Below are 23,174 nucleotides of genomic sequence, written 5' to 3' on the forward strand. Positions count from 1 at the left end.
CGTCCCCCGCGCGCCGGCGGCCCGCGCCGGGGGGTGTTTACTGCGCCGCCCTGGGGCGGGGGGGGCCCCGGGGGGTGTCCCACGTTGGCGCCCCGCCCCCCGCCCCGCGCCACTAGCATCGGCTCGGGAGGTCACCACCGTGTCGAGCGACGACGCCGCGAGCCCGTGGCGGGCGATGGTCCGCTACCCGTGGCGGTTCCTGCTCTCCAGCAGGCCGTGGCGGTCGCTGGCCTACCTCGCCTGCGGCGTGTTCGGGGCGCTGCCCGCCGTGGGGCTCGGCCTGTGGGTCTACGCCTCGGGCGCGTGGTGGACGGTGCCCGTCGCGGTGTGCCTCGTGGTGCTGGTCGCCTTCGTGGCGGCGGGGCCGATCGAGGCGGTGGAACTCCGGCGGCTGCGGGTGCTGGACCCGAGCCCGCCGCCGCTCGGCCACGCTCCCGCGCGGAGCGGGTGGCGCGGGGCCCGACCGAGGCTCGCCGACGCCGCGACCTGGCGGCGGTTCGGGTACGCGCTGCTGTTCACCACCGTGCTGGCGGCGGGAGGCGCGGTGGTGGTCGCGACCATGGCCGGTCTGCTGTTCGCGCCCGCGGGCGTGGTGCTGGCCGTGGTGCTCGACAGCGACATGACCGCCGGGGTGGGCAGCACCGCCGCCGCGGTCGGCGTGTGGCTGGTCATGGTGGTGCTGACCGAGTACGCGGCCACGGCGGTGGCGGGCGTGCAGGCGGCCGTGGCCCGCCGGACGTTGACCGACCGCGACGCCCCGCTCGCGGTGCAGGTGCGGGAACTCGCCCGGTCCAGGACCCGGCTGGTCGACGCCTTCGAGGCCGAGCGGTCCCGGATCGAGCGCGACCTGCACGACGGGGCCCAGCAACGGCTGGTCGCGCTGGTGATGACGCTCGGGATGTCCGAGCTGACGCTGGCCGAACCCGGCGGCGACGTCGCACCGCTGCTGGCGAAGGCGCGCGAGCAGGCCGAGGCGGTGCTGGGCGACCTGCGCGAGCTGATCCGCGGCATCCACCCCCAGGTGCTCACCGACCGGGGGATCGAGGCGGCCGTCGCGGAGATCGGCGACCGCTGCCCGCTGCCGGTCGAGGTGCGGATCGACCTGCCCGGCCGCCCCGCGCGGTCGGTCGAGTCCATCGCCTACTTCGTGGTGAGCGAGGCGCTCGCCAACGTCGTCAAGCACGCCCGCGCCTCGCGCGCGGAGGTCGTCGGCACGGCGACCGGGGACCGGCTGGCGCTGACCGTCCGCGACGACGGGGCGGGCGGCGCCGACCCGGAGGGCGGCACCGGGTTGCAGGGCCTCGCCGACCGGGTCGCGGTCGTCGGGGGCACGCTCCGCCTGACCAGCCCGCGCGGCGGGCCCACCGAGCTGAGAGTGGAGTTGCCGTGGCAGCCGGCGGACTTCGGGTAGTCCTCGCCGAGGACGCCGTCCTCCTGCGCGAGGGGCTGGTCGAACTGCTCGGCCGGTTCGGCCACCAGGTCGTGGCCGCGGTGTCGGACGCCGACGCGCTGCTCGCCGCCGTGGCCGAGCACGAGCCGGACGTCGTCGTGACCGACGTGCGGATGCCGCCCGGCTTCACCGACGAGGGCCTGCGCGCCGCCATCGCCCTGCGCGAGCTGGATCCGGAGCGCCGAGTGCTGGTCCTGACCCAGTACGTCGCCCCGGCGTACGCGTTCGAGCTGCTGGAGTCGCACGACGGCAGGGGAGTGGGCTACCTGCTCAAGCACCGGGTCGGCGCGGTGCGCGACTTCGTCGCCGTCGTGGAGCGCGTGGCCAGGGGCGAGACGGTCATCGACCACGAGGTGGTGCGGCAACTCCTGCGCCGGGAACGCGCGGACCGGCCGCTGAGCCGGTTGACCGAACGCGAGACCGAGGTGCTCGCGCTCATGGCCGAGGGGCTGACCAACGCCGCCATCGCGGGCGCGCTGCACCTCAGCCAGGCGGCGGTCGCCAAGAACATCGGGTCGATCTTCGTCAAGCTCGGCATCTCCGGCGTCGACGGCAACCACCGGGTGCTCGCCGTGCTCACCTACCTGCGGGCCTGACCTCGGGGATTTCCCTCGGGTGCAAGAAGATTGCCGCTCGTGCGACCCGCCGACCAGACTCGTGCCCTGCCCGGTGACTACTACCGAGGGACCACGACATGAGCGGCACGGCGACCGGCGACCTGGCCTTCCTCGCCCCTCTGCGCGGGGAGCTGCACAGCGGGAACGGAACCCGATTGGCCGCGTACGGCCCCGCGCCGGACGGTCTGCCGATCGTCGACTGGGTGCGGGACCAGCGCGACGGTCTCCTCGCCGCGGTGCGCGCGCACGGCGCGGTGCTGGTGCGCGGAGCCGTGCGCACCCCCGAGGAGTTGGAGGAGATCACCCGGATCCTCGGCGGCGAGCCGTTGAGCTACACCGAGCGGACCACGCCCCGCAGCACGGTGCACAACAACGTCTACACCTCCACCGAGTACCCGGCCTCGCAGACCATCCCGCAGCACAACGAGACCTCCTACGCGCGGGTGGTGCCGAAGCTGTTGTTCTTCGCCTGCACGGTTCCCGCCGCCTCCGGTGGCGCCACGCCGCTCGCCGACAGCGCGGAGGTGCTGCGGCGGCTGCCGGAGGACCTGGTGGGCCGGTTCCGCGAGCGCGGGGTGCTCTACACCCGCGCCTACCGGCTGGGCATGGGGCTCACCTGGCAGGAGGCGTTCCAGACCGAGGACCGCGCCGCGGTCGAGAAGTACTGCGAGGACAACGGGTTGCGCTACGAGTGGCTGGAGGACGACGCGCTGCGCACCAGCAGCCGACGCCCCGCCGTGGTCGTCGACCCGGACTCGGGCCGCGAGGTGTGGTTCAACCAGGCGCACCTGTTCCACGTCTCGAACCTGCCGGAGGGCGTGCGGGCCGCGCTCACCGAGATGTACGAGGAGCGGGACTACCCGCGCCACGCCTACTACGGCGACGGGACACCGATCGCGGACGAGGACCTGGCGGCGATCCGCCGGGCGTACGACGAGTGCCTGCTGGTGCGGCCGTGGGAGCAGGGCGACCTCGTGGTCGTCGACAACCTCAAGGTCTCCCACGGGCGCAAGCCCTACTCGGGCGACCGGCGCGTGCTGGTCGCGATGGCGGGCACCACGGCGGTCGACGCATGACCACGACCGCCGATGCCGCCGACCTCCGGCGGGTCCTGGTGGACTGGAACGACACGGCCGTCGACTACCCGGAAGACCGCTGCCTGCACCAGCTCTTCGAGGAGCGGGCACGGCGGTCGCCGGACGCGCTCGCCCTCGCGCACCGGGACGAGCGGCTCACCGCGGGCGAGCTGGACGCGCGGGCCAACCGGGTGGCGCACGCGCTGATCGGTCGCGGGGTCGGGCCCGAAGTGCTGGTCGGACTGTGCCTGGAGCGCGGTCCCGACCTGGTGGTGGCGACGCTGGCGGTGCTCAAGGCGGGCGGCGGGTACGTGCCACTCGACCCGCGCTACCCCCGTGACCGGCTGGCGCACATGCTGGCCGACACCGCGGCCCCGGTAGTGCTCACCCGGCGGGACGTCAGCGTCGCCCTGCCCGAGTCGACGGCCACCGTGTTCCTCGACGACCTCGAGGAGGGGCCGTCGCACGCCCCGGACGTCGCCGTCGACCCGCGCAACGCCGCGGTGGTCCTCTACACCTCCGGCTCCACCGGCGAACCCAAGGGCGCGGTGCTCACCCACCGCGGCCTGGTGCGCCTGGTGTCCTCCGGCGGCATCGCCCCCTACGACGACACCAAGGTCGCGAGCATGATCGCGTCGCCGTCGTTCGACGCCTCCGCGTTCGAGCTGTGGCACGCGCTCCTCGGCGGCGCCTGCCTGGCGATCCACCCCGCGGGCGTGCCGACGGCCGAGGGGCTGCGCGAGCTGATCGCCCGCCACGGCGTGACCACGATGCTGTTCACCACCGGTCTGTTCCACACCGTGGTGGACAACGACGTGGAGGTGCTGGACGGGCTGGAGCAGATCGTGGTGGGCGGCGAAGTGCTGTCGCCCGCGCACTGCGCCCGTGCCGTCGCTCGCGTGCCGGGCCTGCGCATCACCAACGTCTACGGCCCCACCGAGTGCTCCGCGGTCGCCTCCTGCGCCGACTACGACCCGGCGGACGGCGACGCGGTGCTGCCCATCGGCAGGCTCACCCCCAACACCCGGATCTACCTGCTCGACGACGAGTTGCGGCCCGTTCCGGTCGGCGCGGCCGGTGAGGCGTACATCGCGGGCGACGGCCTCGGCCGGGCGTTCCGCAACAAGCCGGGGCTGACCTCCGAGCGGTTCGTCGCCGACCCGTTCGGCGCTCCGGGCGCGCGGATGTACCGCACCGGCGACCTGCTGCGGTGGCGGGTGGACGGGGTGCTGGAGTTCGTCAGCCGGGTCGACGACCAGGTGAAGGTGCGCGGGTTCCGGATCGAGCCCGGCGAGGTCGAGAACGTGCTGTCCGCGCACCCCGGCGTCACCCGAGCCGTCGTCGCGGTGCGGGAGGACCAGCCCGGCCGCAAGCGCCTGGTCGGCTACGTCAGCGGCGACGGGCTCGACGCCGACGAGGTCGCCGGGTACGCGGCCCGCGTGCTGCCCGAGCACATGGTGCCGTCGGCCGTGGTGGTCGTGGACTCCTTTCCCCTCAACCCCAACGGGAAGGTCGACCGGCGCGCGCTGCCCGAACCGGTGTGGCGGCCCGCCACCGGGAAGGAAGCCCCGCGCACGCCCGTCGAGCACGTGCTGGCGCGGCTGTGGGCCGAGGTGCTCGGCGTCGAGGCCGTCGGGATCCGGGACGACTTCTTCGCCGACCTCGACGGCGACTCGCTGCTCGCCATGCGGCTGGCGGCACGGGTGCGGGCCGTCTTCGGCGACGGGATGTCCGCCCGCGCGCTGTTCGACAACCCCACGGTCGCCGCGCTGGCCGAGGTGCTCCCGGCCGTGCCGCCGGAGGCGTCCGACGGGGTGATCCCGGTGGCGCCGCGCGACCGGGCGATGCCGCTGTCGTTCTCGCAGCAGGGGATCTGGTTCCTCCAGGAGATGGCGCCGGACAGCACCGACTACAACACCGCGGCGGGGCTGCGGCTGACCGGCGACCTGGACGTCGGGGCGCTGCGGGTCGCGCTGGACCGGCTGGTGGCGCGGCACGAGCCGCTGCGCACCACGTTCGAGACCGGCGACGGCCGGGGCGCGCAGGTCGTGCACGGGCGCGGCGAGGTCCCGTTGGACGTGATCACCGTGTCCGACCGCGACCCCGAGGTGGTGCGGCGGCTGCTGCGCGACCGCGCGGCCCGCCCGTTCGACCTGCGGCGCGGACCCGTGCTGCGGGTGACGCTGCTCGTCCTGTCGGCGACCGAGCACGTCCTCGTGCTCGACCAGCACCACATCGTCACCGACGGCTGGGCGGTCGGCGTGCTGGTCGACGAGCTGCTGGAGGCCTACGCGGACGTCCGGGCCGGGGTGCCCGAGCGGCGTCCGCCGTTGCGCGTCCAGCACGCCGACTTCGCCGCGTGGGAACGCGAGCGGCAGACGAGCGCCGCCGTGGACCGGGACCTGGCGTACTGGACGCGGCAGCTCGACGGGCTGGTGCCGCTGGAACTGCCCACCGACCGGCGTCGCCCGCCGGTGCGGTCCGGCGCGGGCTCGGCGCACCGGTTCGAGCTGCCCGCGCCGCTGGTGGCCCGGCTGACCGCGCTCGGGGCCGAGCACAACGCCACCCTGTTCGCGACGCTCGTCGCGGCGGTGCTGGTGCTGTTCGCCCGGCACAGCGGTCAGGACGACGTCGCCATCGGCACCGTCACCGCCGGGCGCGACCAGCCGGAACTGGAGCGGGTGCTCGGCTTCTTCGTGCGCACGCTGGTGATCCGGTCCCACGTGGACGACGACCTGCCGTTCACCGAGTTCCTGGACCGCACCCGCGAGACCGTGCTCGCGGCCTTCGCGCACCAGGAGTTGCCGTTCGAGCGCCTCGTGGAGGCGCTGCGCCCGGACCGCGACACCGGCGGGAACCCGTTGGTGCAGTACATGGTCGCGCTGCAACAGCCGTTCGTGCGCCCGACCGACGTGGCGGGGCTGCGGGTGGAGGAGCACCACGTGCCGCGGGTGTCGGTGCCCTTCGACCTGTTCGTGGAGTTCTGGCCGCACGAGGGCGGGCTGACCGCGGTCGTCAACTACAGCACCGCGCTGTTCGACGCGGCCACCGTCGAGGGCCTGGCCGCACGGTTGCGGGTGCTGCTCACGGCGATCGCCGACGACCCCGCGCGACCGGTGGGCGAGCTGCCCGTGCTGACCGGCCTGGAACGGCGCTTCCTGCGCGCCGGCGGCCGTGACACGGATCCCGTCGTGCCGAGCACGACGGTGACCGGGCTGTTCGCCGCGCAGGTGGGGCGACAACCGTCCGCCACGGCCGTGGTCGACGGCGAGGTCTCCCTGACGTTCCGGCAGCTCGACCGCCGCGCCAACGCGCTCGCGCACCGGCTGGTGGCGGCGGGCGTGCGGCCCGACCAGCCGGTGGCCCTGCTGATGGCCCGCTCGGCGGACCTCGTGGTGGCCGAACTCGCCGTGCTCAAGGCGGGAGCGGCGTACCTGCCGCTGGACGTGGCCGCGCCGCCCGCCCGGCTGCGGTCGATCGTCGCCGACGCGGCGCCCGAGGCCCTCCTGGTCGATCGGGCCCGGCCGGACGTCGATCTCGGGTTCGCCGGGCCGGTCGTCGTGGTGGAGGGCGACCTCGACGCCGAGGAGCCCCCGGAGGTGCCGGTCCACCCGGACAACCTGGCGTGCGTCCTGTACACCTCGGGCTCGACCGGCAGGCCCAAGGGCGTGGCGCTGCGCCACCGGGGCCTGGCCGCGCTGGTCGCGGACGACCTGTACCAGACCGACGGGTACCAGCGGTCGCTGCTGCACTCCGCGGTGTCCTTCGACGGGTCCGCCTACGAGCTGTGGGTCACCGTCCTCAACGGCGGTGGCGTGGTGGTCGGGCCGGACGACGGCCTGGACGCGGACGCCGTGCGCCGCCTGTCCCGCGAGCACGGCCTGACCTGGCTCTTCCTCACCGAGGGCCTGTTCCGGCAGTTCGCCGACCAGGACCCCGCCTGCTTCCGGGACCTGCGGGTGCTGTGGATCGGCGGCGACGCCGTCTCGCCCGCGTCGGTGCGCCGCGTGCTCGCCGCCTGCCCGGACCTCGTCGTCGGCGACGGGTACGGCCCGACCGAGGCGACCTGCATGGTCACCGGGCATCGGATGACCGCGGGCGACCGGTTGCCCACCGTCGTCGTGCCGATCGGCCTCCCGCTCGACGACACGCGGGTGTACGTGCTGGACGACCGGCTCCGGCTGGTGCCGCCGGGCACGCCGGGGGAGCTGTGCTTCACCGGCGCGGGCACGGCCCGCGGCTACCTGCGCGAACCGGGGCTGACCGCGGAGCGGTTCGTGGCGAACCCGTTCGGGGAACCGGGATCGGTGATGTACCGGACCGGGGACGTCGTGCGGTGGCACGGCGGCGTGCTGGAGTTCCTCGGCCGCACCGACCACCAGGTGAAGGTGCGCGGGTTCCGGATCGAGCCCGCCGAGATCGAGGCGGCCCTGCTGCGGCAGCCGGGCATCACCCAGGCCGTGGTCCAGGTCTTCCGCCGCAACGGAACGCCCACGCTGGTCGCGTACCTCGTCGGCGACCAGGTCGACCACGACCGCGTGCGAGCCGCGTTGGCGGACGAGCTGCCCGCCTACCTGGTGCCCACCTCCTTCGTCACGCTCGACGCGCTCCCGTTGACCCGCAACCGGAAGGTGGACCGCGCCGCCCTGCCCGAGCCGGAGCGGCGGACCGGCGGGCAGGCCCCGCGCACGGACGTCGAGCGGGCGCTCGCCGACATCTGGGCCGAGCTGCTCGGCGTGCCCGGCGTGGGCGTCGAGGACAACTTCTTCAAGCTGGGCGGCGACTCCATCGTCGGCCTCCAAGTCGTGCACCGGGCCCGGCAGCACGGCCTGGACATCGCCTCGCGCGACCTGTTCCGCTGGCAGACCGTCGGCGAGCTGGCGGCGCACGCGGTCCGGGTGACCGGGTCCGCCGTCGAGCGGGAACCCGCGACCGGCGACGCGCCGCTGACCCCGATCCAACGCTGGTTCTTCGAGGCCTTCCGGGCGAACCCGGACCACTTCACCCAGACCGTGCGGGTGGAGCTGACCGAGGGCGCGGTGGACGAGCACGCGCTGCGGACCGCGCTGGCGGCGGTCATGGAGCACCACGACGTGCTGCGCGCGCGGTTCGACCGCGTCGACGACCGGTGGCGGGCGCACGTGCTCGGCGTGGAGGCGGTCGACTTCCCGCTGACCGTGCGGGACGAGCCGCCCACGACGGTCGAGCGGGAGATCGCCGGACTCGACCTGACCGTGGGGCCGCTGGTGGCCGCCGTGGTGTTCACCGGCGGGGAGCGGCCGACGCTCGTGCTGGCCGCGCACCACCTCGTCGTCGACGGCGTGTCCTGGCGAATCCTGCTGGAGGACCTGGAATCCGCGTACCGGCAGGCGTTGCGGGGCGAGGCGCCCGACCTCGGCCGGAAGACGACCTCGTTCCGCGAGTGGGCGACCCGGCTCACCGCGCACGCCGACGCGGGCGGCTTCGACGACGAGCGCGCCCACTGGGCCGCGCTGCCCCCGGCGGTCCCGGTGCCGGTGGACGGCGACGGCCCCAACACGCCCGGCTCGGCCCGCGTCGTCCTGGCGCGGCTGGATCGCGACGAGACCCGGACGCTGCTGCGGGACGCGCCCAAGGCCTACCGCACGCAGGCCAACGACCTCCTGCTCACCGCGTTGGCGCGGGTGCTGGCGGGGTGGACCGGCGACGACCGCGTGGTGGTCGACGTGGAGGGCCACGGCCGGGAGGACGTCGTCGACGGGGTCGACCTGACCAGGACCGTCGGCTGGTTCACCAGCCTGTTCCCGGTGGCGCTGGACGTGTCCGCCCAGGACGTGGGCACGCGGATCAAGGCGGTCAAGGAGCGGCTGCGCTCGGTCCCGCGCCGCGGTGTCGGGTTCGGGGTGCTGCGGCACCTGCTCGGCGTGGACGCCGGGCCGCGGCCCGAGGTCGGCTTCAACTACCTGGGCGACTTCGAGGGCGGCGGCCCGCTGTTCGCCCGCCCGCGGCTGGACCTGTCCGAGGGCCCGGACGGCGAGCGGCCGCACGTGCTCGACGTCGTCGGCGTGGTCGTGGACGGCCGCCTGGAGTTCCACTGGGCGCACTCGGCGAACCTGCACCGCGAGGACACCGTGCGGGCGCTGGCCGAGGCGTTCACGGCGGAGCTGCGCGCGCTCGTCGAGCACTGCGCGTCGCCGGACACGGGCGGGTGCACGCCGTCGGACTTCCCGCTGGCCGGGCTGGACCAGGAGGCGGTGGACCGGATCGCGGGCGACGGCCGGTCGGTGGAGGACGTCCTCCCGCTGACCCCGATGCAGAGCGGGATGCTGTTCCACTCGGTGGTGGACGACGTGGCCGGTCTGTACGTCGAGCAGACCACGATGGTGCTGGAGGGCATCGCCGAACCGGACCTGCTCGGCCGCGCGTGGCAGCGCGTCGCCGACCGGATCCCCGTGCTGCGCACCGCGATCGAGTGGCACGACGTCCCGGCGCCGGTGCAGGTGGTGCGGACGCACGCCGACCTCCCGGTCACCCACCTGGACTGGCGGTCCCTCGACGACACCGCGCGGCGGCGGGAGCTGCGGGACCGCGAACGGCTCGACCGCGAGGCGTTGGCGGACCTGACGACACCGCCGCTGGTGCGGGTGACGCTCGCCCGGCTCGGCGACACGTCCGTCGAGATGCTGTGGACGTTCCACCACGCCCTGCTCGACGGCTGGAGCGTGGCGCAGGTCCTGGACGAGGTGTTCGGCGAGTACGCCGCGCTGCTCGGCGGAGCGCCGTTCGACCCGCCGACCCGTCCGCCGTACCGCGACTACGTGGAGTGGCTGCGGGGTCAGGACGTCGAGGCCGCCGAACGGCACTGGCGCGGCGTGCTGGCGGGCCTGACCGCGCCGACGCCGCTGCCGTTCGACCGGCGGAGCGCCACCGGCGGCGCGGAGACCGCGGTGCAGGCTGTCGAGCTGAGCGCCGAGCTCTCCGGCGCGCTGGACGAGGTCGCCAAGCGGGCCGAGGTCACGGTCAACACGCTGGTGCAGGGCGTCTGGGCCCTCCTGCTCGCCCGCTTCGCCGGTGTGCACGACGTCTGCTTCGGCGCGACCGCCACGGCCAGGCCCGCCGCGCTGGAGGGCGTGGACGCGATCATCGGCCTGTTCCTCAACACGCTGCCCGTGCGGGTCCACGTCGACCCCTCGGCGAACCTGGTGGCCTGGCTGCGCGACCTCCAGTCGGCGCAGGCCGACGCGCGCGCCCACGAGCAGGTGTCGCTGACGCAGGTCCAGGGGTGGAGCGAGCTGCCGCCCGGAGCGGCGCTGTTCGACAGCGTGGTGATCTTCGAGAACTACCCGTTCGAGCCGGATTCCCTGCTGCGGCACGGGGTCGAGCTGGTCTCCGTCCACTCCGACAGCGGCACCAACTACCCGCTGAACCTCATCGCCCTCCCCGGCGCACGGCTGGGGCTGCGGCTGAGCTACGACGCGACCCGGTTCGACCGGAGCACCGCCGCCCGGCTGGTGCACGGCCTCCAAGTGCTCCTCGACGCCGTCGCCGAGAACCCGGACCGGCCGCTGCGCGCGCTGGACGTGCTCACCGACGCCGAACGGCGGCAACTCCTGGTGGAGTGGAACGACACCGCGGCGGACTTCCCCACGGACCGGTGCCTGCCCGAGCTGATCGACGAGCGGGCCGCCCTCGCCCCCGACGCGGTCGCGGTGACCGAAGGACCCGTGGCGCTCACCTACGCGGACCTCGTCACGCGCGCCAACCGGTTGGCCCACCACCTCATCGACCACGGTGTGGGGCCGGACGTGGTGGTCGGGGTCTGCCTGCCGCGCGGGATCGACCTGGTGGTGGTGGAACTGGCCGTGCTCAAGGCGGGCGGCGCGTACGTGCCGCTCGACCCGGACGCGCCGCCTGCCCGCACCGCGCACGTCGTCGGGGACACCTCGGCCCCGGTGGTGCTGACCACCTCGGACGTGGACGTGCCGTGGCCGTCCTCGGTCGCGGTGGTGCGGCTCGACGAGGAGCGCGAGGCCGTGGCCGCGCGGCCCGACATCCCGCCGGTCACCGCCGTCCGGCCCGACAACCTGGCGTACGTGATCTACACGTCCGGGTCGACCGGCACTCCCAAGGGCGTGATGGTCGAGCACCGCAACCTGGTCCAGCTCTGCACCTGGCAGGTGCGCGACTACGGGATCGGGCCGGACGACCGGACGTGCCCGTTGGCCGCGCTGGGCTTCGACGCCTCGGTGTGGGAGCTGTGGCCCTACCTGCTGGCGGGCGCGCGGGTGGACGTCCCCGGCCGCGCGGTGTTCGACGACGCGACCGCGATGGTGGACTGGTTCGCCGAGCGGGGCACGACGATCTGCTACCTGCTGCCCGCTCGGGTGGACGTCCTGGTGGACGAGCCCGGACTGGCCCGGACCCGGCTGAGGCTGGTGCTCACCGGCGGTGACACCGTGCGCCGCAGGCCCGCGCCGGGCACGGCGTGGCGGCTGGTCAACCACTACGGGGCCACCGAGATGACGGTCGTGTCGACCGGCGGGGAGGTCCGCCAGGACGAGCAGGGGCTACCCGACGTCGGTGTCCCGCTGGCCAACGCGACCGCCTACGTCCTCGACGGCTCGCTGAGGACCGTGCCGCTCGGCGCGGCCGGGGAGGTCTACCTCGGCGGCGTGGGGCTGTCCCGCGGCTACCGGGGACGGCCGGACCTGACCGCGGAGCGGTTCGTGGCCCACCCCTTCGGCGCGCCCGGCGACCGGATCTACCGCACCGGCGACATCGGGCGGTGGAACCGGGACGGGCGGCTGGAGTTCATCGGGCGGTCCGACGACCAGGTCAAGATCCGCGGGTTCCGGGTCGAGCCCGGCGAGGTCGAGCACGCCCTGCTGGGGCTGCCCGGCGTCACCAAGGCCGTCGTGTCGGTCAGCCGCGACGGCGACCGCGCCGAACTCGTGGCGCACGTGGTCGGCACGCCGGGCACGGACCTCGGGCGGGCGCTGGCCGAGGTGCTGCCCGACTACCTGGTGCCGTCGGTGTTCGTGCCGGTCGACGACATCCCGCTGACCGCGCACGGCAAGGTCGACCGCTCGGCGCTGCCCCCGCCCGCACCGCGGGACCGGACCGCCACGCGGCACGTCGACCCGCGCGACCCGACGGAGACGGCGCTGGCCCGGATCTGGGCGGAGGTGCTCGGCGTGGACCGGGTTGGTGTTCACGACGACTTCTTCGACCTGGGCGGCGACTCGATCACCAGCCTCAAGGCGACGTCCAGGATCCGGCGGTCGTTCGGGGTGGAGATGTCGCCGCGCGACCTGTTCGAGGCCACGACGATCGACGGCCTCGCCGAGGTGCTGCGGGAGCGGATCCTGGCCCAGCTCGTGGCGGGAGGCTGACGGGGGTCACTCGCGGGCGACGACCAGCCGCACGGGCTCCACGCGGGTGGCGGACCACGTCGTCAGCGCGCTGGTCACGCCCACCACGGCGAACGCGCCCAGGGTGACCACCGTCGTCAGCTGCCACGGGACCACGACCACGAAGGACCCGACGGCGTGGTAGATCCCCGCCGCCACCCCGAGCATCGTCCCGGCGACCACGAGCGCGCCCAGGAACAGGCCGATCGCGGCCACGGCCCACGACTCGACCAGCGCCATGCGCACGACCTGGCCCCGGTCCAGCCCGGCCACCCGGACGACGGCGAACTCGCGCTTGCGGTCCGCCCCCGCCATCACGACCGCGTTGACCACGGCGATCAGCGCGTACAGCCCGGACAGGCCCATCAACACGACCATCGTCCGCACGTTGAAGTCCTGCTGCTGCGTGGAACTGCTCGCCGCCCAGTCCGCCAGCGTCGAGACCGTGCCGATGCCCGCGGCCCGGATCGCGTCGGCGACCGTCGCGGGGTCCGTGCCCGGAGCCACTTTGACGGCGGTCTGGGCCTGCGCCGACGCCAGCACGTCCCGCGGCACCTGGTCCCGAGGGACCAGCGCGGTCTCGGCGGCGGACAGCCGCTCGGGCAGGACGGCGACGACGTGCAGCGTGGACACCTGCCCGTTCAGGTTCGCCTCGACCGGCGCGCCGAGGTCGATCCGCTGCTCGCTCAGCCCGGTCAGCACGATGGCGGGGCCGTGCAGGTCGGCGAGGCTGCCCGCGCTCACCTCGGTGCGGTGCGTGCGCTGGTAGGCGTCCGGGTCGACGGCGATGATCCCGGTGTGCTGCTCCTCCTGCTCGGGGTCGCCGCTGTCGACGTCGACGACGTTCTTGGTCAGGATCATCGGCACGGCGATCTCCGGCGAGGCCAGCGCCACGCCCGGCACCCCCGCGATCCGGTCGGCCTCGGCGCCGGTCGAGGCCACCACCAGGTCCGCGTCCACGATCTGCTTCTGCTCCTCGCCGGACGCCCGCGCCAGCGAACTCAGCGCGCCGAACAGGCCGAGCAGCAACGAGACCAGCACGATCAGCGGGGCCGCCGTGGCCGCGCTGCGGCGCACCCCGTCGCGGAGGTTGGCCTCGGCGAGGCCGCCGAGGGTGTTCGCGCGCAGCACCAGGCCGAACAGCCGTCCGACGAGCGGCACGGCCAGCGGGCTGAGCAGGCTCAGCGCGATGGCGCCGGTGATCGTGAGCATCATCGACAGCGCCACCGCGAACAGCAGGCTCACCCCGGCGGACAGGACCACCAGCAGCGCCGAGCAGGCCAGGAACCCCAACCCGAAGAACCAGCGCGCCGGGGTCATCACCTGGCGGATGCCGTCCTCGCTGCGCAGGGCCTCCAGTGGCCGCACCTTGGCCGCGCGGCGGGAGGCGGTCAGCACGCCCAGCAGTGCGACTCCGATGCCCGTGCCGCCCGCGGTGAGCACGACCCAGCTCGCGTGCTCGGTGGTGAGACCGCCGGGGACGAACCCCAGCTCGGACAGCAGCCACACCTGCACACCCACCAGCGGCTCGCCCAGCGGGATCCCCAGCACCGTGCCGCAGACGCCGAGCAGCAGCGCCTCGGCCAGCAGCAGCGTGCGGAGCTGGCCGGTGCTGCCGCCGACCAGGCGCAGCAGCGCCAGTTCCCGGCGGCGCTGCGCCACGGTGAAGGCGAAGGTCGAGCTGACGACGAAGACCGCGAGGAACGCCGCGAGGAACGTCGTCATCCCCATCAGCGTGGTCGCGCCGTCGTAGGTGTCCCGCAGGTCCGCCTCCTGCCACGGGGTCAGGCCGGGCGGGATGCTCGGCGAGGCGGTGGCGGCGAGCACCTGCAACGACGACTGCACCAGTGCCACGCCGACCGCGACGCAGACGATGGCGCCGAGGAACAGCTGCCAGCGCGACCGGAAGGTGTTCCAGGACAGGGTGATCACGGGTCAGTGCTCCAGCCTGGCCAGCCTGCCGGCCACCTCGTGCGCGGACGGTCGGATCGCGCTGTCGACGACCTGCCCGTCGCGGAGGAACACCACCGTGGTCGCGCTCGCCGCCACGGTGGGGTCGTGGGTGACCATCACGATGGTCTGGCCCGACCCCGACACCATGGTCTCCAGCAGCGCGAGCACGTCCCGCGCCGACTTCGAGTCCAGCGCCCCGGTCGGCTCGTCGGCGAACAGGACCGCGGGCCTGCTGACCATCGCGCGGGCGATGGCCACCCGCTGCTGCTGGCCGCCGGACAGCTCACCGGGCTTGTGCCGCGTCCGGTCGCCGAGGCCGACGGCCTCCAGCACCCGCCGCACCTCGCGCCGCGAGGTCCGCGCGCCCGCCAGCTTGAGCGGGAGTTCGACGTTCTGCTCGGCGGTCAGCGAGGACACCAGGTTGAAGGTCTGGAACACGAAGCCGACCCGGCCGCGGCGCAGCGCGGTGAGTTCCGCGGCGGAGGCGTTGGTGATGTTCGCGCCCGCCACCAGCACCTGGCCCGCGTCGACCTTCTCCAACCCGGCGGCGCAGTGCAGCAGCGTCGACTTCCCGGAACCGGAGGGGCCCATCACCGCCGTCCACGTGCCGGTGGGGAAAGCGACGCTCACCCCGTCCAGAGCGCGCACCCGCGCCTGCCTGGAACCGTATTCCTTGATCACGCCGCGGAGTTCGACCGCGACCGGCTGAACCCCCGAAGGGCCCCAGTGCGCCCCGTTGCCGATCGACATGACTTCAGTACAGCACGGCCCGGTAGCGGATTTCCCGCATTCCGGAGTGGAGTAGCGCCCGCGATACCGGCCGAGTAGACCTGGGTATACCGCCGAAAGCTGTCGCCCGAACAGGTGAACGTCCGGGCGGTCGACGGTCTACCTGGCCTTTTCGCCGCCAAGTCAAATAGGTGTCGTCCCCTCGGGCTTCCGGAGAGGCTGTCCGGGCGGGCTTCGCGGGGGCGAGGCGGGGGAGCGGGTGGAGGAACGCCGCTATCGGGGAAATCGCCGCGACCGGGATGGTCGCGGACGTTTCCCCGTGGGCGGAAACGCATTCGTTCCGCATTTCGCCTTCCTCGTCGGAGATGACGGTTTCGCGCGGATCACCGGGTGGTCGTCGATATCACCGTGTCCCTGTCCCCGACACTGGAATGGGAAGCGCTGATGACGGTTGAGGACCGGATGGCCGCGCTGCCGGCCCACCTCCGGGAGCGGTTGCGGCGGCAGTTGGCGGGCGAGGCGGACGACACGGCCGAGGACGGGCGCGTCACCCCCGTCCCCCGCGACGGCGCGACACCGATGTCCTTCGCGCAGCGGCAGCTGTGGTTCCTGCACGACTTCGAGCCGGACAGCGTCGAGTTCACCGTCGTCCGCCCGGTGCGGCTGGTCGGCGACCTCGACGTGGCGGCGCTGCGGTCGGCGTTGGGCGAGCTGGTGCGCAGGCACGAGTCGCTGCGCACGACGTTCGGGCCCGGTGACGGGAGCGGCGTCCAGGTCGTGCACCCGCCGACGGTGGTCGACATCCCCCTGCACGACCTGTCGGAGCTGTCCGAGGAGCAGCGGCGAGCGGAGGTGGACCGGTCGCTCCTGGAGGACGTGACCCGGCCGTACGACCTGCGCGTGGGTCCGCTGTTCCAGGCCCGGATCGTCCGCCTGGGACCCGCCGAACACCTGCTGGTGCTGGGAATGCACCACATCATCAGCGACGGCTGGTCCCTCGGCGTGCTCGCCGACGAGCTGAGCGCGCTCTACGCCGCCTCCGTCCGCGGCGAACCCGCGGACCTGCCCGAGCCGGTCCTCCAGTACGCCGACTTCGCCGTGTGGCAGCGAAGCCGCGACCTGGAGACGCACCTGGAGCACTGGCGCGACCGGCTCGCCGGGCTGGAACCGCTGGAGCTGCCCACCGACCGCCCGCGGCCGCCGGTCCGGTCCACTTCTGGTGCCCTGCACGTGTTCGAGGTGCCCCAGGCGGTCGCGATCCGGTTGCGGGACCTGTGCCGAGCCCACGGCGCGACGCTCTACACCGCTTTGGTGGCCGCGGTGCAGGTCCTCTTCGCCCGCTACAGCGGCCGTCGGGACATCGCGGTCGGCACGTCCACGTCCGGACGCGTGCGACCGGAGCTGGAACAGCTCATCGGCTACTTCGTCAACACCGTCGTCATCCGTTGCCAGGTCGACGAGACGCTGTCGTTCGCGGAGTTCCTCGACGTGGTCCGCGACGAGGTGCTCGACGCCTTCGACCACGACGAGCTGCCGTTCCAACGCCTGGTGGAGGCGCTCCGGCCGGAGCGCGACCCGAGCCGGACACCCCTGGTGCAGGCCATGGTCAACCTGCACAACGCTTACGAAGGCGCGTTGCGGCTGCCCGGAGTGGAGGCGACCGACCTCCGGCAGCCCGCCGTGGTGGCCAAGATGGACGTCACGATCGACTTCGCCGAGCACGGCGACGGCCTGACCGGGTTCGTGGAGTACCGCACCGACCTGTTCGACGAGCCGACCGTCCGGCGGATGGCGGCGAACCTGGTGGTGCTGCTGGATTCCGCCACCGCCGAGCCGCGACGATCGCTGACCGCGCTGCCCGTCCTGGCGCGCGAGGAACGGGACGTGGTCGTGCCCCCGGCGGAGCCCCTGGAGCCCGCGGCGGACGTGTGCGCGCTGTTCGCCGCGCAGGCGCGGCGCACGCCGGACGCCCCGGCCGTGGCGACCGACGAAGGCGAGGTCACCTACGCCGACCTCGACGCGCGGGCGAACCGGCTGGCGCGGTACCTGGTCGAGCGCGGCGTCGGACCGGACGTCGTCGTCGGTGTCCGCGTCGAACCGGGGATCGACCTCGTGGTCGGCCTGCTGGGCGTGCTCAAGGCGGGCGGCGCGTACCTCCCGCTCGACCCCGACGACCCCGCCGACCGGCTGGCGTACGCGCTGGAGGACTCGGGCGCGGCCGTTGTCCTGACGCGCCAAGGACTTCCGGACGTCGCCGCGGCGACCGTGGTGCGCCTGGACGTCGACCGGGAGGCGATCGACGCGCTGTCCGACGCCCCGGTCGAGCCGCGCGCGGACGGGCGGAACCTGGCCTACGTCATCTACACGTCCGGGACTACCGGCCGTCCCAAGGGCGTGCTGGTCGAGCACCGGCAGCTCGCCCGCTACCTCGCGGCCTGCGCGCGCGACTACCCGTCGCTGACCGGGACCGCGCTGCTGCACTCCTCGCTGTCGTTCGACCTGACCGTGACCTCGGTGTGGGGGACGCTGACGAACGGCGGCCGCGTGCGCGTCGGGGACCTCGACGTCGCCGACGCGGTGTGGCCGGGGGAGGGCGGGGCACCGTCCTTCCTGAAGGTGACCCCGAGCCACCTGAAGATCCTGCTGGACCTGCCGGAGGACCGGTCGCCGACCGGTGACCTGGTGGTGGGCGGCGAGGCGCTGTGGGCCGACGTGCTGGACCGCTGGCGCGCCAGGCACCCTGGAACGACCGTCGTCAACGAGTACGGGCCCACCGAGGCGACGGTCGGCACGGTCTCGCACCGCGTGGCTCCGGGCGACCCGCTGCCGTCCGGCGCGGTGTCCATCGGCACGGCCGTGCACGGCTCCCGCGCGTACCTGCTCGACACCTACCTGCGTCCCGTCCCGCTCGGCGCGACGGGCGAGCTGTACCTGGCGGGCGGGCAGGTCGCCCGCGGCTACCACCGGCGGCCCGGCCTGACCGCGTCCCGGTTCGTGGCCGATCCGCTCGGCGCGCCGGGGGAGAGGATGTACCGCACCGGCGACCTCGCCCGGTGGCGCGGGAACGGCCTGGAGTACCTCGGCCGCACCGACGACCAGGTCAAGATCCGCGGCCACCGCGTGGAACTCGGCGAGGTCGAGGCCGCGGTGGCCGAACACCCGGCGGTCACCGCCGCAGCGGTGGTCGCCCAGGAGGACCCCGAGGGCGGCAAGCGCTTGGTGGCGCACGTCGTGGCCCCCGGCACGAGCGAGGCCGATCTGCGCGAGTTCCTGACCCGACGGCTGCCCGACCACCTGGTGCCGTCGCGGTTCGCGTTCCGGTCGGAGATCCCGCTCGCCCCGAGCGGCAAGGTCGACCGGGCCGCGCTGTCCACTGTGGACGAGGTGGTCGCGGCGACGGTCGCCCCGCGCGACGACGTCGAACGGACCCTCGTCGAGATCTGGGCGGACGTGCTCGGCGTGGAGGAGGGCCGGTTCGGCGTCACCGACAACTTCTTCGACCACGGCGGCGACTCCATCCAGGCGATCCTGGTGGTGTGGCGGGCCAAGCGGGCCGGGCTGACGTTCACCTCCAAGCAGCTGTTCCTGCACCAGACCGTCGCCGAGCTGGCCGCGGACATCGCCGCGGCGGCCCCGGTCGTCGAGGAGCCCGTGACCGCGCAGTCGGACGACACCGGCGACGTGCCGCTGACCCCGGTCCAGCACTGGGGCCTGGACGCCCGGTCCGACGGCCTCGACCGGTTCGAGCAGTCGGTGTTCCTGGAGCTGCGGGACGACACCGACGTGCCGTCGCTGCGCCGGGCGCTGGACGCCGTCGCCACCCGGCACGCCGCGTTCGGCCTGCGGTTCGAGCGGACCGGGGACGGCTGGCGGCAACACGCGACCCCGGCACGGGCCGTGGTGCTGGACCTGGTCGACCTGTCCAGTGAGGACGACCCGGACGCCGTGGTGCAGGCGGCGGTCCGGCGAGCCAGGACCGGGTTCGCCGTCGACACCGGACCGCTGTTCCGGGCGCTGCTGCTGCACAGCCTCGACGAGCCGCCCCGCCTGCTGCTGACCGCCCACCACCTCGTGGTCGACGGGGTGTCGTGGCGCGTGCTGCTCGCCGACTTCGACCGCGCCTACCGGCAGGCCCGCGGCGGGGAGGTGGACCTCGGCCCGGTGACGGCGTCCTTCGCGGACTGGGCCCGCCGGTTGCGCGACCACGCGGAGGGCGGCGGGTTCGCCCACGAGCGGGACCACTGGACCGCGGTCGACGCCGTCGTCGCCACGACCGCGCCGCTGCCGGTGGACGCGCTCGGGGACAACACCGCCGACGCGGTGGGAACGGTGACCGCGCGCCTGAGCGGCGAGGACACCGAAGCGCTGCAGCGCCGGGTGCCCGAGGTGTACCGGACCCAGGTCAACGACGTGCTGCTCAGCGCGTTGGGCCGGACCCTGCGCCACTGGACCGGCCGGGACGAGCTGGTCGTGGAACTGGAGGGCCACGGCCGGGAGGAGCTGTTCGACGACGTCGACGTTTCCGGCGCGGTCGGCTGGTTCACCACCCACTTCCCGGTCGCGCTGACCCTCCCGCGCACGGCGGAGTGGGGCCCGGTGGTCAAGGCGGTCAAGGAGCGGCTGCGCGCTGTCCCCGGCAACGGCCTGGGGTACGGGGAGTTGCGGCACCTGGGCGGTGAACTGCCCGCGCCCACCCGCGAACCCGAGATCACCTTCAACTACCTCGGCCGGTTCGACACCGCCTCGCCCGAGGCCGACGGCCTGTACACGGGCTGGCTGCCGGACCCCGGCACCGAGCCCGCGGCCGGGGTGACCCGGAGCCGGACGTTCGAGATCAGCGGCTACGTGCTCGGCGAGGAGCTGGAGTTCCGCTGGGACTACTCGCGGAACCTGCACCGCGAGGACACCGTCCGGGGGTTGGCCGAGCGGTTCACGGCCGAGCTGCGGGCGTTCGTCGAGCACTGCGCGGGCCCGGACGCGGGCGGGTGCACACCGTCGGACTTCCCGTTGGCGGACCTGGACCAGGAGACCGTGGACCGCGTCGCGGGCAACGGCCGGTCCGTGGAGGACGTCTACCCCCTGACGCCGACGCAGAGCGGGATGCTGTTCCACTCGCTGGACGAGCCCGGCGTCTACGTCAGCCACTTCGCCATCGAGGTGACCGGGGTGGACGACCCCGACGTGCTGGCCCGCGCCTGGCAGGCCACGGTGGACCGCATTCCCGTGCTGCGGACGTCCGTGCTGTGGGAGGGCCTGCCGGAGCCGCTGCAGGTCGTGCACCGGGACGTGCGGGCCCCGATCGAGCACCATGACCTGCGGGGCCTGTCGGACACCGCCAGGGCGGACCGGGCGTGGGAGCTGTGGGAACGGTGCCTGCGCCAGGACTTCGACCTCGCGACCGCCCCGCTGCTGCGGCTCGACCTCCTGCGGCTGGACGACTCCACCGTCGAAGTCCTGCTGTCGTCGCACCACCTGCTCCTGGACGGCTGGAGCTTCTCCGACCTGCTGTCGGAGGTGTTCGCCCAGCACGCGCTGCTGACCGGCGACCGAACCGTGGTCCTCAAGCGGCGCAGGCCGTTCCGGGACTACGTGCGGTGGCTGGCCGACCAGGACGCCGAGGCCGCCGCGACCCACTGGCGCGGGGTGCTCGCGGGCTTCGCCACGCCGACACCGCTGCCCACCACGCGAACCCCCGCCGCCGACCACCAGGCGCGGTCCTCGCGCGGCCACGACGTCGTGATCCCGCCCGACCGCTCGCGAGCGCTCTTCGAGTACGCCAGGAACGCCCGGCTGACGGTCAACACCCTCGTGCAGGGCGCGTGGGCGATCATGCTGGAACGTCACAGCGGCGAGAGCGACGTCTGCTTCGGCGCCACGGTCTTCGGCAGGCCCGCGACCCTGGCGGGCGCGGACGAGATCATCGGCCTGTTCATCAACACCCTGCCCGTGCGGGTGCGGGTGGACGGCGCGCAGAGGTTGGACACCTGGCTCCGGCGGCTCCAGGAAGCCCAGGTGGAGTCCCAGAACCACGGTCACGTGTCGCTCGCCCAGGCCCGGCGGTGGAGCGACCTGTCCGGCGGCACCACCCTGTTCGACAGCATCGTGGTGTTCGAGAACTACCCGTACGACAGCGACTTCGCCACCCGCCACGGCCTCGGCCTGCGGGCGTTCCGCGGCCAGGAGCACACCCACTACCCGCTCAGCCTCACCGCGTACACGACCGACGAGCTGCACCTGTCGATCGGCTACGACCCGGACCTGTTCGACGACGACACCGCGGCCCGGCTGGGGGAGCGGCTGCGCACGCTGCTGGACGCGTTCGTCGACCGGCCCGACAGCGTGGTGGGTGAACTGCCCGTGCTCGGCGTGGACGAGCGGCGGGACGTGCTGGAAACGTGGAACGACACCACCGTGGAGCTGCCGCCGCGGTGCCTGCACCAGCTCGTGGAGGAGCAGGTCGACCGCACGCCGGACGCCGTCGCGCTCCGGTTCGAGGGCACGTCGCTGACCTACGCCGACCTGGACCGCCGGGCGAACCGGCTCGCACATCACCTGCTGGACCAGGGGATCGGGCCGGAGGCGCTGGTCGGGATCTGCGCTGAACGCCACCCCGACACCGTGGTGGGGATGCTGGCCGTCCTCAAGGCGGGCGCGGCCTACCTCCCGCTCGACCCCGACCACCCGGACGCCCGGCTGGCGCGGCTGGCCGTGGAGGCGGACTGCGCGCTCATCCTGACCCGGCGCGACCTGCGCGCTCGCACCGGACTGCCGACAGTGCTGCTGGAGGAGGTGCCGGACGGCCGCACCGACCGGCCGGCCACGCGAGTCACGCCCGCGGGCATCGCCTACGTGCTGCACACGTCCGGCTCGACCGGGACGCCCAAGGCCGTGGCGACCACGCACGCCGGGATCGCCAACCGGCTGCGCTGGATGCAGTCGTGCGCGCCGCTCGGTGTGGAGGACCGTGTGCTGCACAAGGCACCGGCTGGGTTCGACGCGTCCGTGGCCGAGGTGTTCGGGGCGCTGGTCGCGGGCGCGGCCGTGGTGATCGCCCGGCCCGGCGGCCAGCGCGAGCCCGACTACCTGGCGGAGCTGATCGCCGCCGAACGGGTCACGACGGCCGAGTTCGTGCCGTCGATGCTGAAGGTCTTCCTCGCCGAGCAGGACACCGCGGACGCGTCCGGTCCACTGAGGACGATCGTGTCGGCGGGCGAGGTGCTCAGCGGTGAGCTGGCGGCCGAGGCGGTCGAGCGGCTCGGCGTCGAGCTGCACAACACCTACGGCCCGACGGAGGCCTCGGTCGACGTCACGCACTGGCGGGTCGAACCGGGTGAGCGCGTGGTGATCGGCGGGCCCGTGTGGAACACCCGCGCCTACGTGCTGGACCGGTCGCTGCGGCCGGTGCCGCCGGGCGTGCCCGGCGAGCTGTACTTCGCGGGCGTCCACCTCGCCAGGGGCTACCTCGGCCGTCCCGACCTGACCGCCGAGCGGTTCGTGGCGAACCCGTTCGGCGCGCCCGGCGAGCGGATGTACCGCACGGGCGACCTGGGCCGGTGGACCGCCGACGGCACGTTGGACTACCTGGGGCGGCTGGACGACCAGGTGAAGATCCGCGGCTTCCGGGTGGAGCCGGGCGAGGTCGAGGCCGCGCTCGCCGCGCACCCGTCCGTCACGGCCGGCCACGTCGCGGTCCGCGAGGACCGGTCGGGAGACCGCAGGCTGGTGGCCTACCTGGTGGCCGAGCCGCCGCTGTCGGAGGAAGAGGCGCGACGGCACCTCGCGGAACGGTTGCCCGCGCACCTGGTCCCCTCCGCGTTCGTGCCGCTGTCCGCGCTGCCGCTCAACGCCAGCGGCAAGCTGGACCCGCGCGCGCTGCCCGCGCCCGGCGGCGCCACCCGAACGCCGGAACGCCCGCCCGCCACCGCCGTCGAACGCGAGCTGGCCGGGATCTGGGCCGAGG

General features: G+C 74.0%; 7 protein-coding genes. 5 read left to right on the top strand and 2 right to left on the bottom strand.

The window, feature by feature from the left end:
- The first annotated feature begins 139 nt into the window (after positions 1–139).
- The 4 genes from ACFWW9_RS27620 to ACFWW9_RS27635 all read left to right on the top strand — a co-directional run bounded on the left by ACFWW9_RS27620 (position 140) and on the right by ACFWW9_RS27635 (position 12,514).
- The gene (locus tag ACFWW9_RS27620) at positions 140–1,411 is read left to right on the top strand and encodes a histidine kinase (protein ID WP_390383838.1); all 1,272 of its coding nucleotides are present in this window, start codon (positions 140–142) and stop codon (positions 1,409–1,411) included.
- Entirely contained in the window at positions 1,387–2,046 is a 660-nt protein-coding gene (locus ACFWW9_RS27625) for a response regulator (RefSeq protein ID WP_390383840.1), read from the top strand. The genes ACFWW9_RS27620 and ACFWW9_RS27625 overlap by 25 nt, the downstream gene beginning before the upstream one ends.
- Positions 2,047–2,144: 98 nt before the next feature.
- Positions 2,145–3,143 (top strand): TauD/TfdA family dioxygenase, encoded by a 999-nt coding sequence (locus ACFWW9_RS27630; RefSeq protein ID WP_390383842.1) that lies wholly within the window; start codon positions 2,145–2,147, stop codon positions 3,141–3,143.
- Positions 3,140–12,514: an amino acid adenylation domain-containing protein gene (locus tag ACFWW9_RS27635; protein ID WP_390383844.1), complete on the top strand. Its 9,375-nt coding sequence runs from the start codon at positions 3,140–3,142 to the stop codon at positions 12,512–12,514. The genes ACFWW9_RS27630 and ACFWW9_RS27635 overlap by 4 nt, the downstream gene beginning before the upstream one ends.
- 6 nt (positions 12,515–12,520) lie before the next feature.
- On the opposite strand, the gene ACFWW9_RS27640 is transcribed toward ACFWW9_RS27635, so the two are convergent.
- Both ACFWW9_RS27640 and ACFWW9_RS27645 read right to left on the bottom strand, forming a co-directional pair.
- On the bottom strand, positions 12,521–14,464 hold the full coding sequence (locus ACFWW9_RS27640) for an FtsX-like permease family protein (RefSeq protein WP_390383845.1): 1,944 nt from the start codon (positions 14,462–14,464) through the stop codon (positions 12,521–12,523).
- 3 nt (positions 14,465–14,467) lie between these two features.
- Entirely contained in the window at positions 14,468–15,235 is a 768-nt protein-coding gene (locus ACFWW9_RS27645; RefSeq protein ID WP_390383847.1) for an ABC transporter ATP-binding protein, read from the bottom strand.
- Between the two features lie 423 nt (positions 15,236–15,658).
- Between ACFWW9_RS27645 and ACFWW9_RS27650 the strand changes: the two genes are divergently transcribed.
- The coding region (locus ACFWW9_RS27650; RefSeq protein ID WP_390383849.1) for an amino acid adenylation domain-containing protein at positions 15,659–23,174 on the top strand (7,516 nt) is incomplete at its 3' end.

It is taken from the genome of Umezawaea sp. NPDC059074 (genome assembly GCF_042738955.1).
GTDB lineage: Bacteria > Actinomycetota > Actinomycetes > Mycobacteriales > Pseudonocardiaceae > Umezawaea.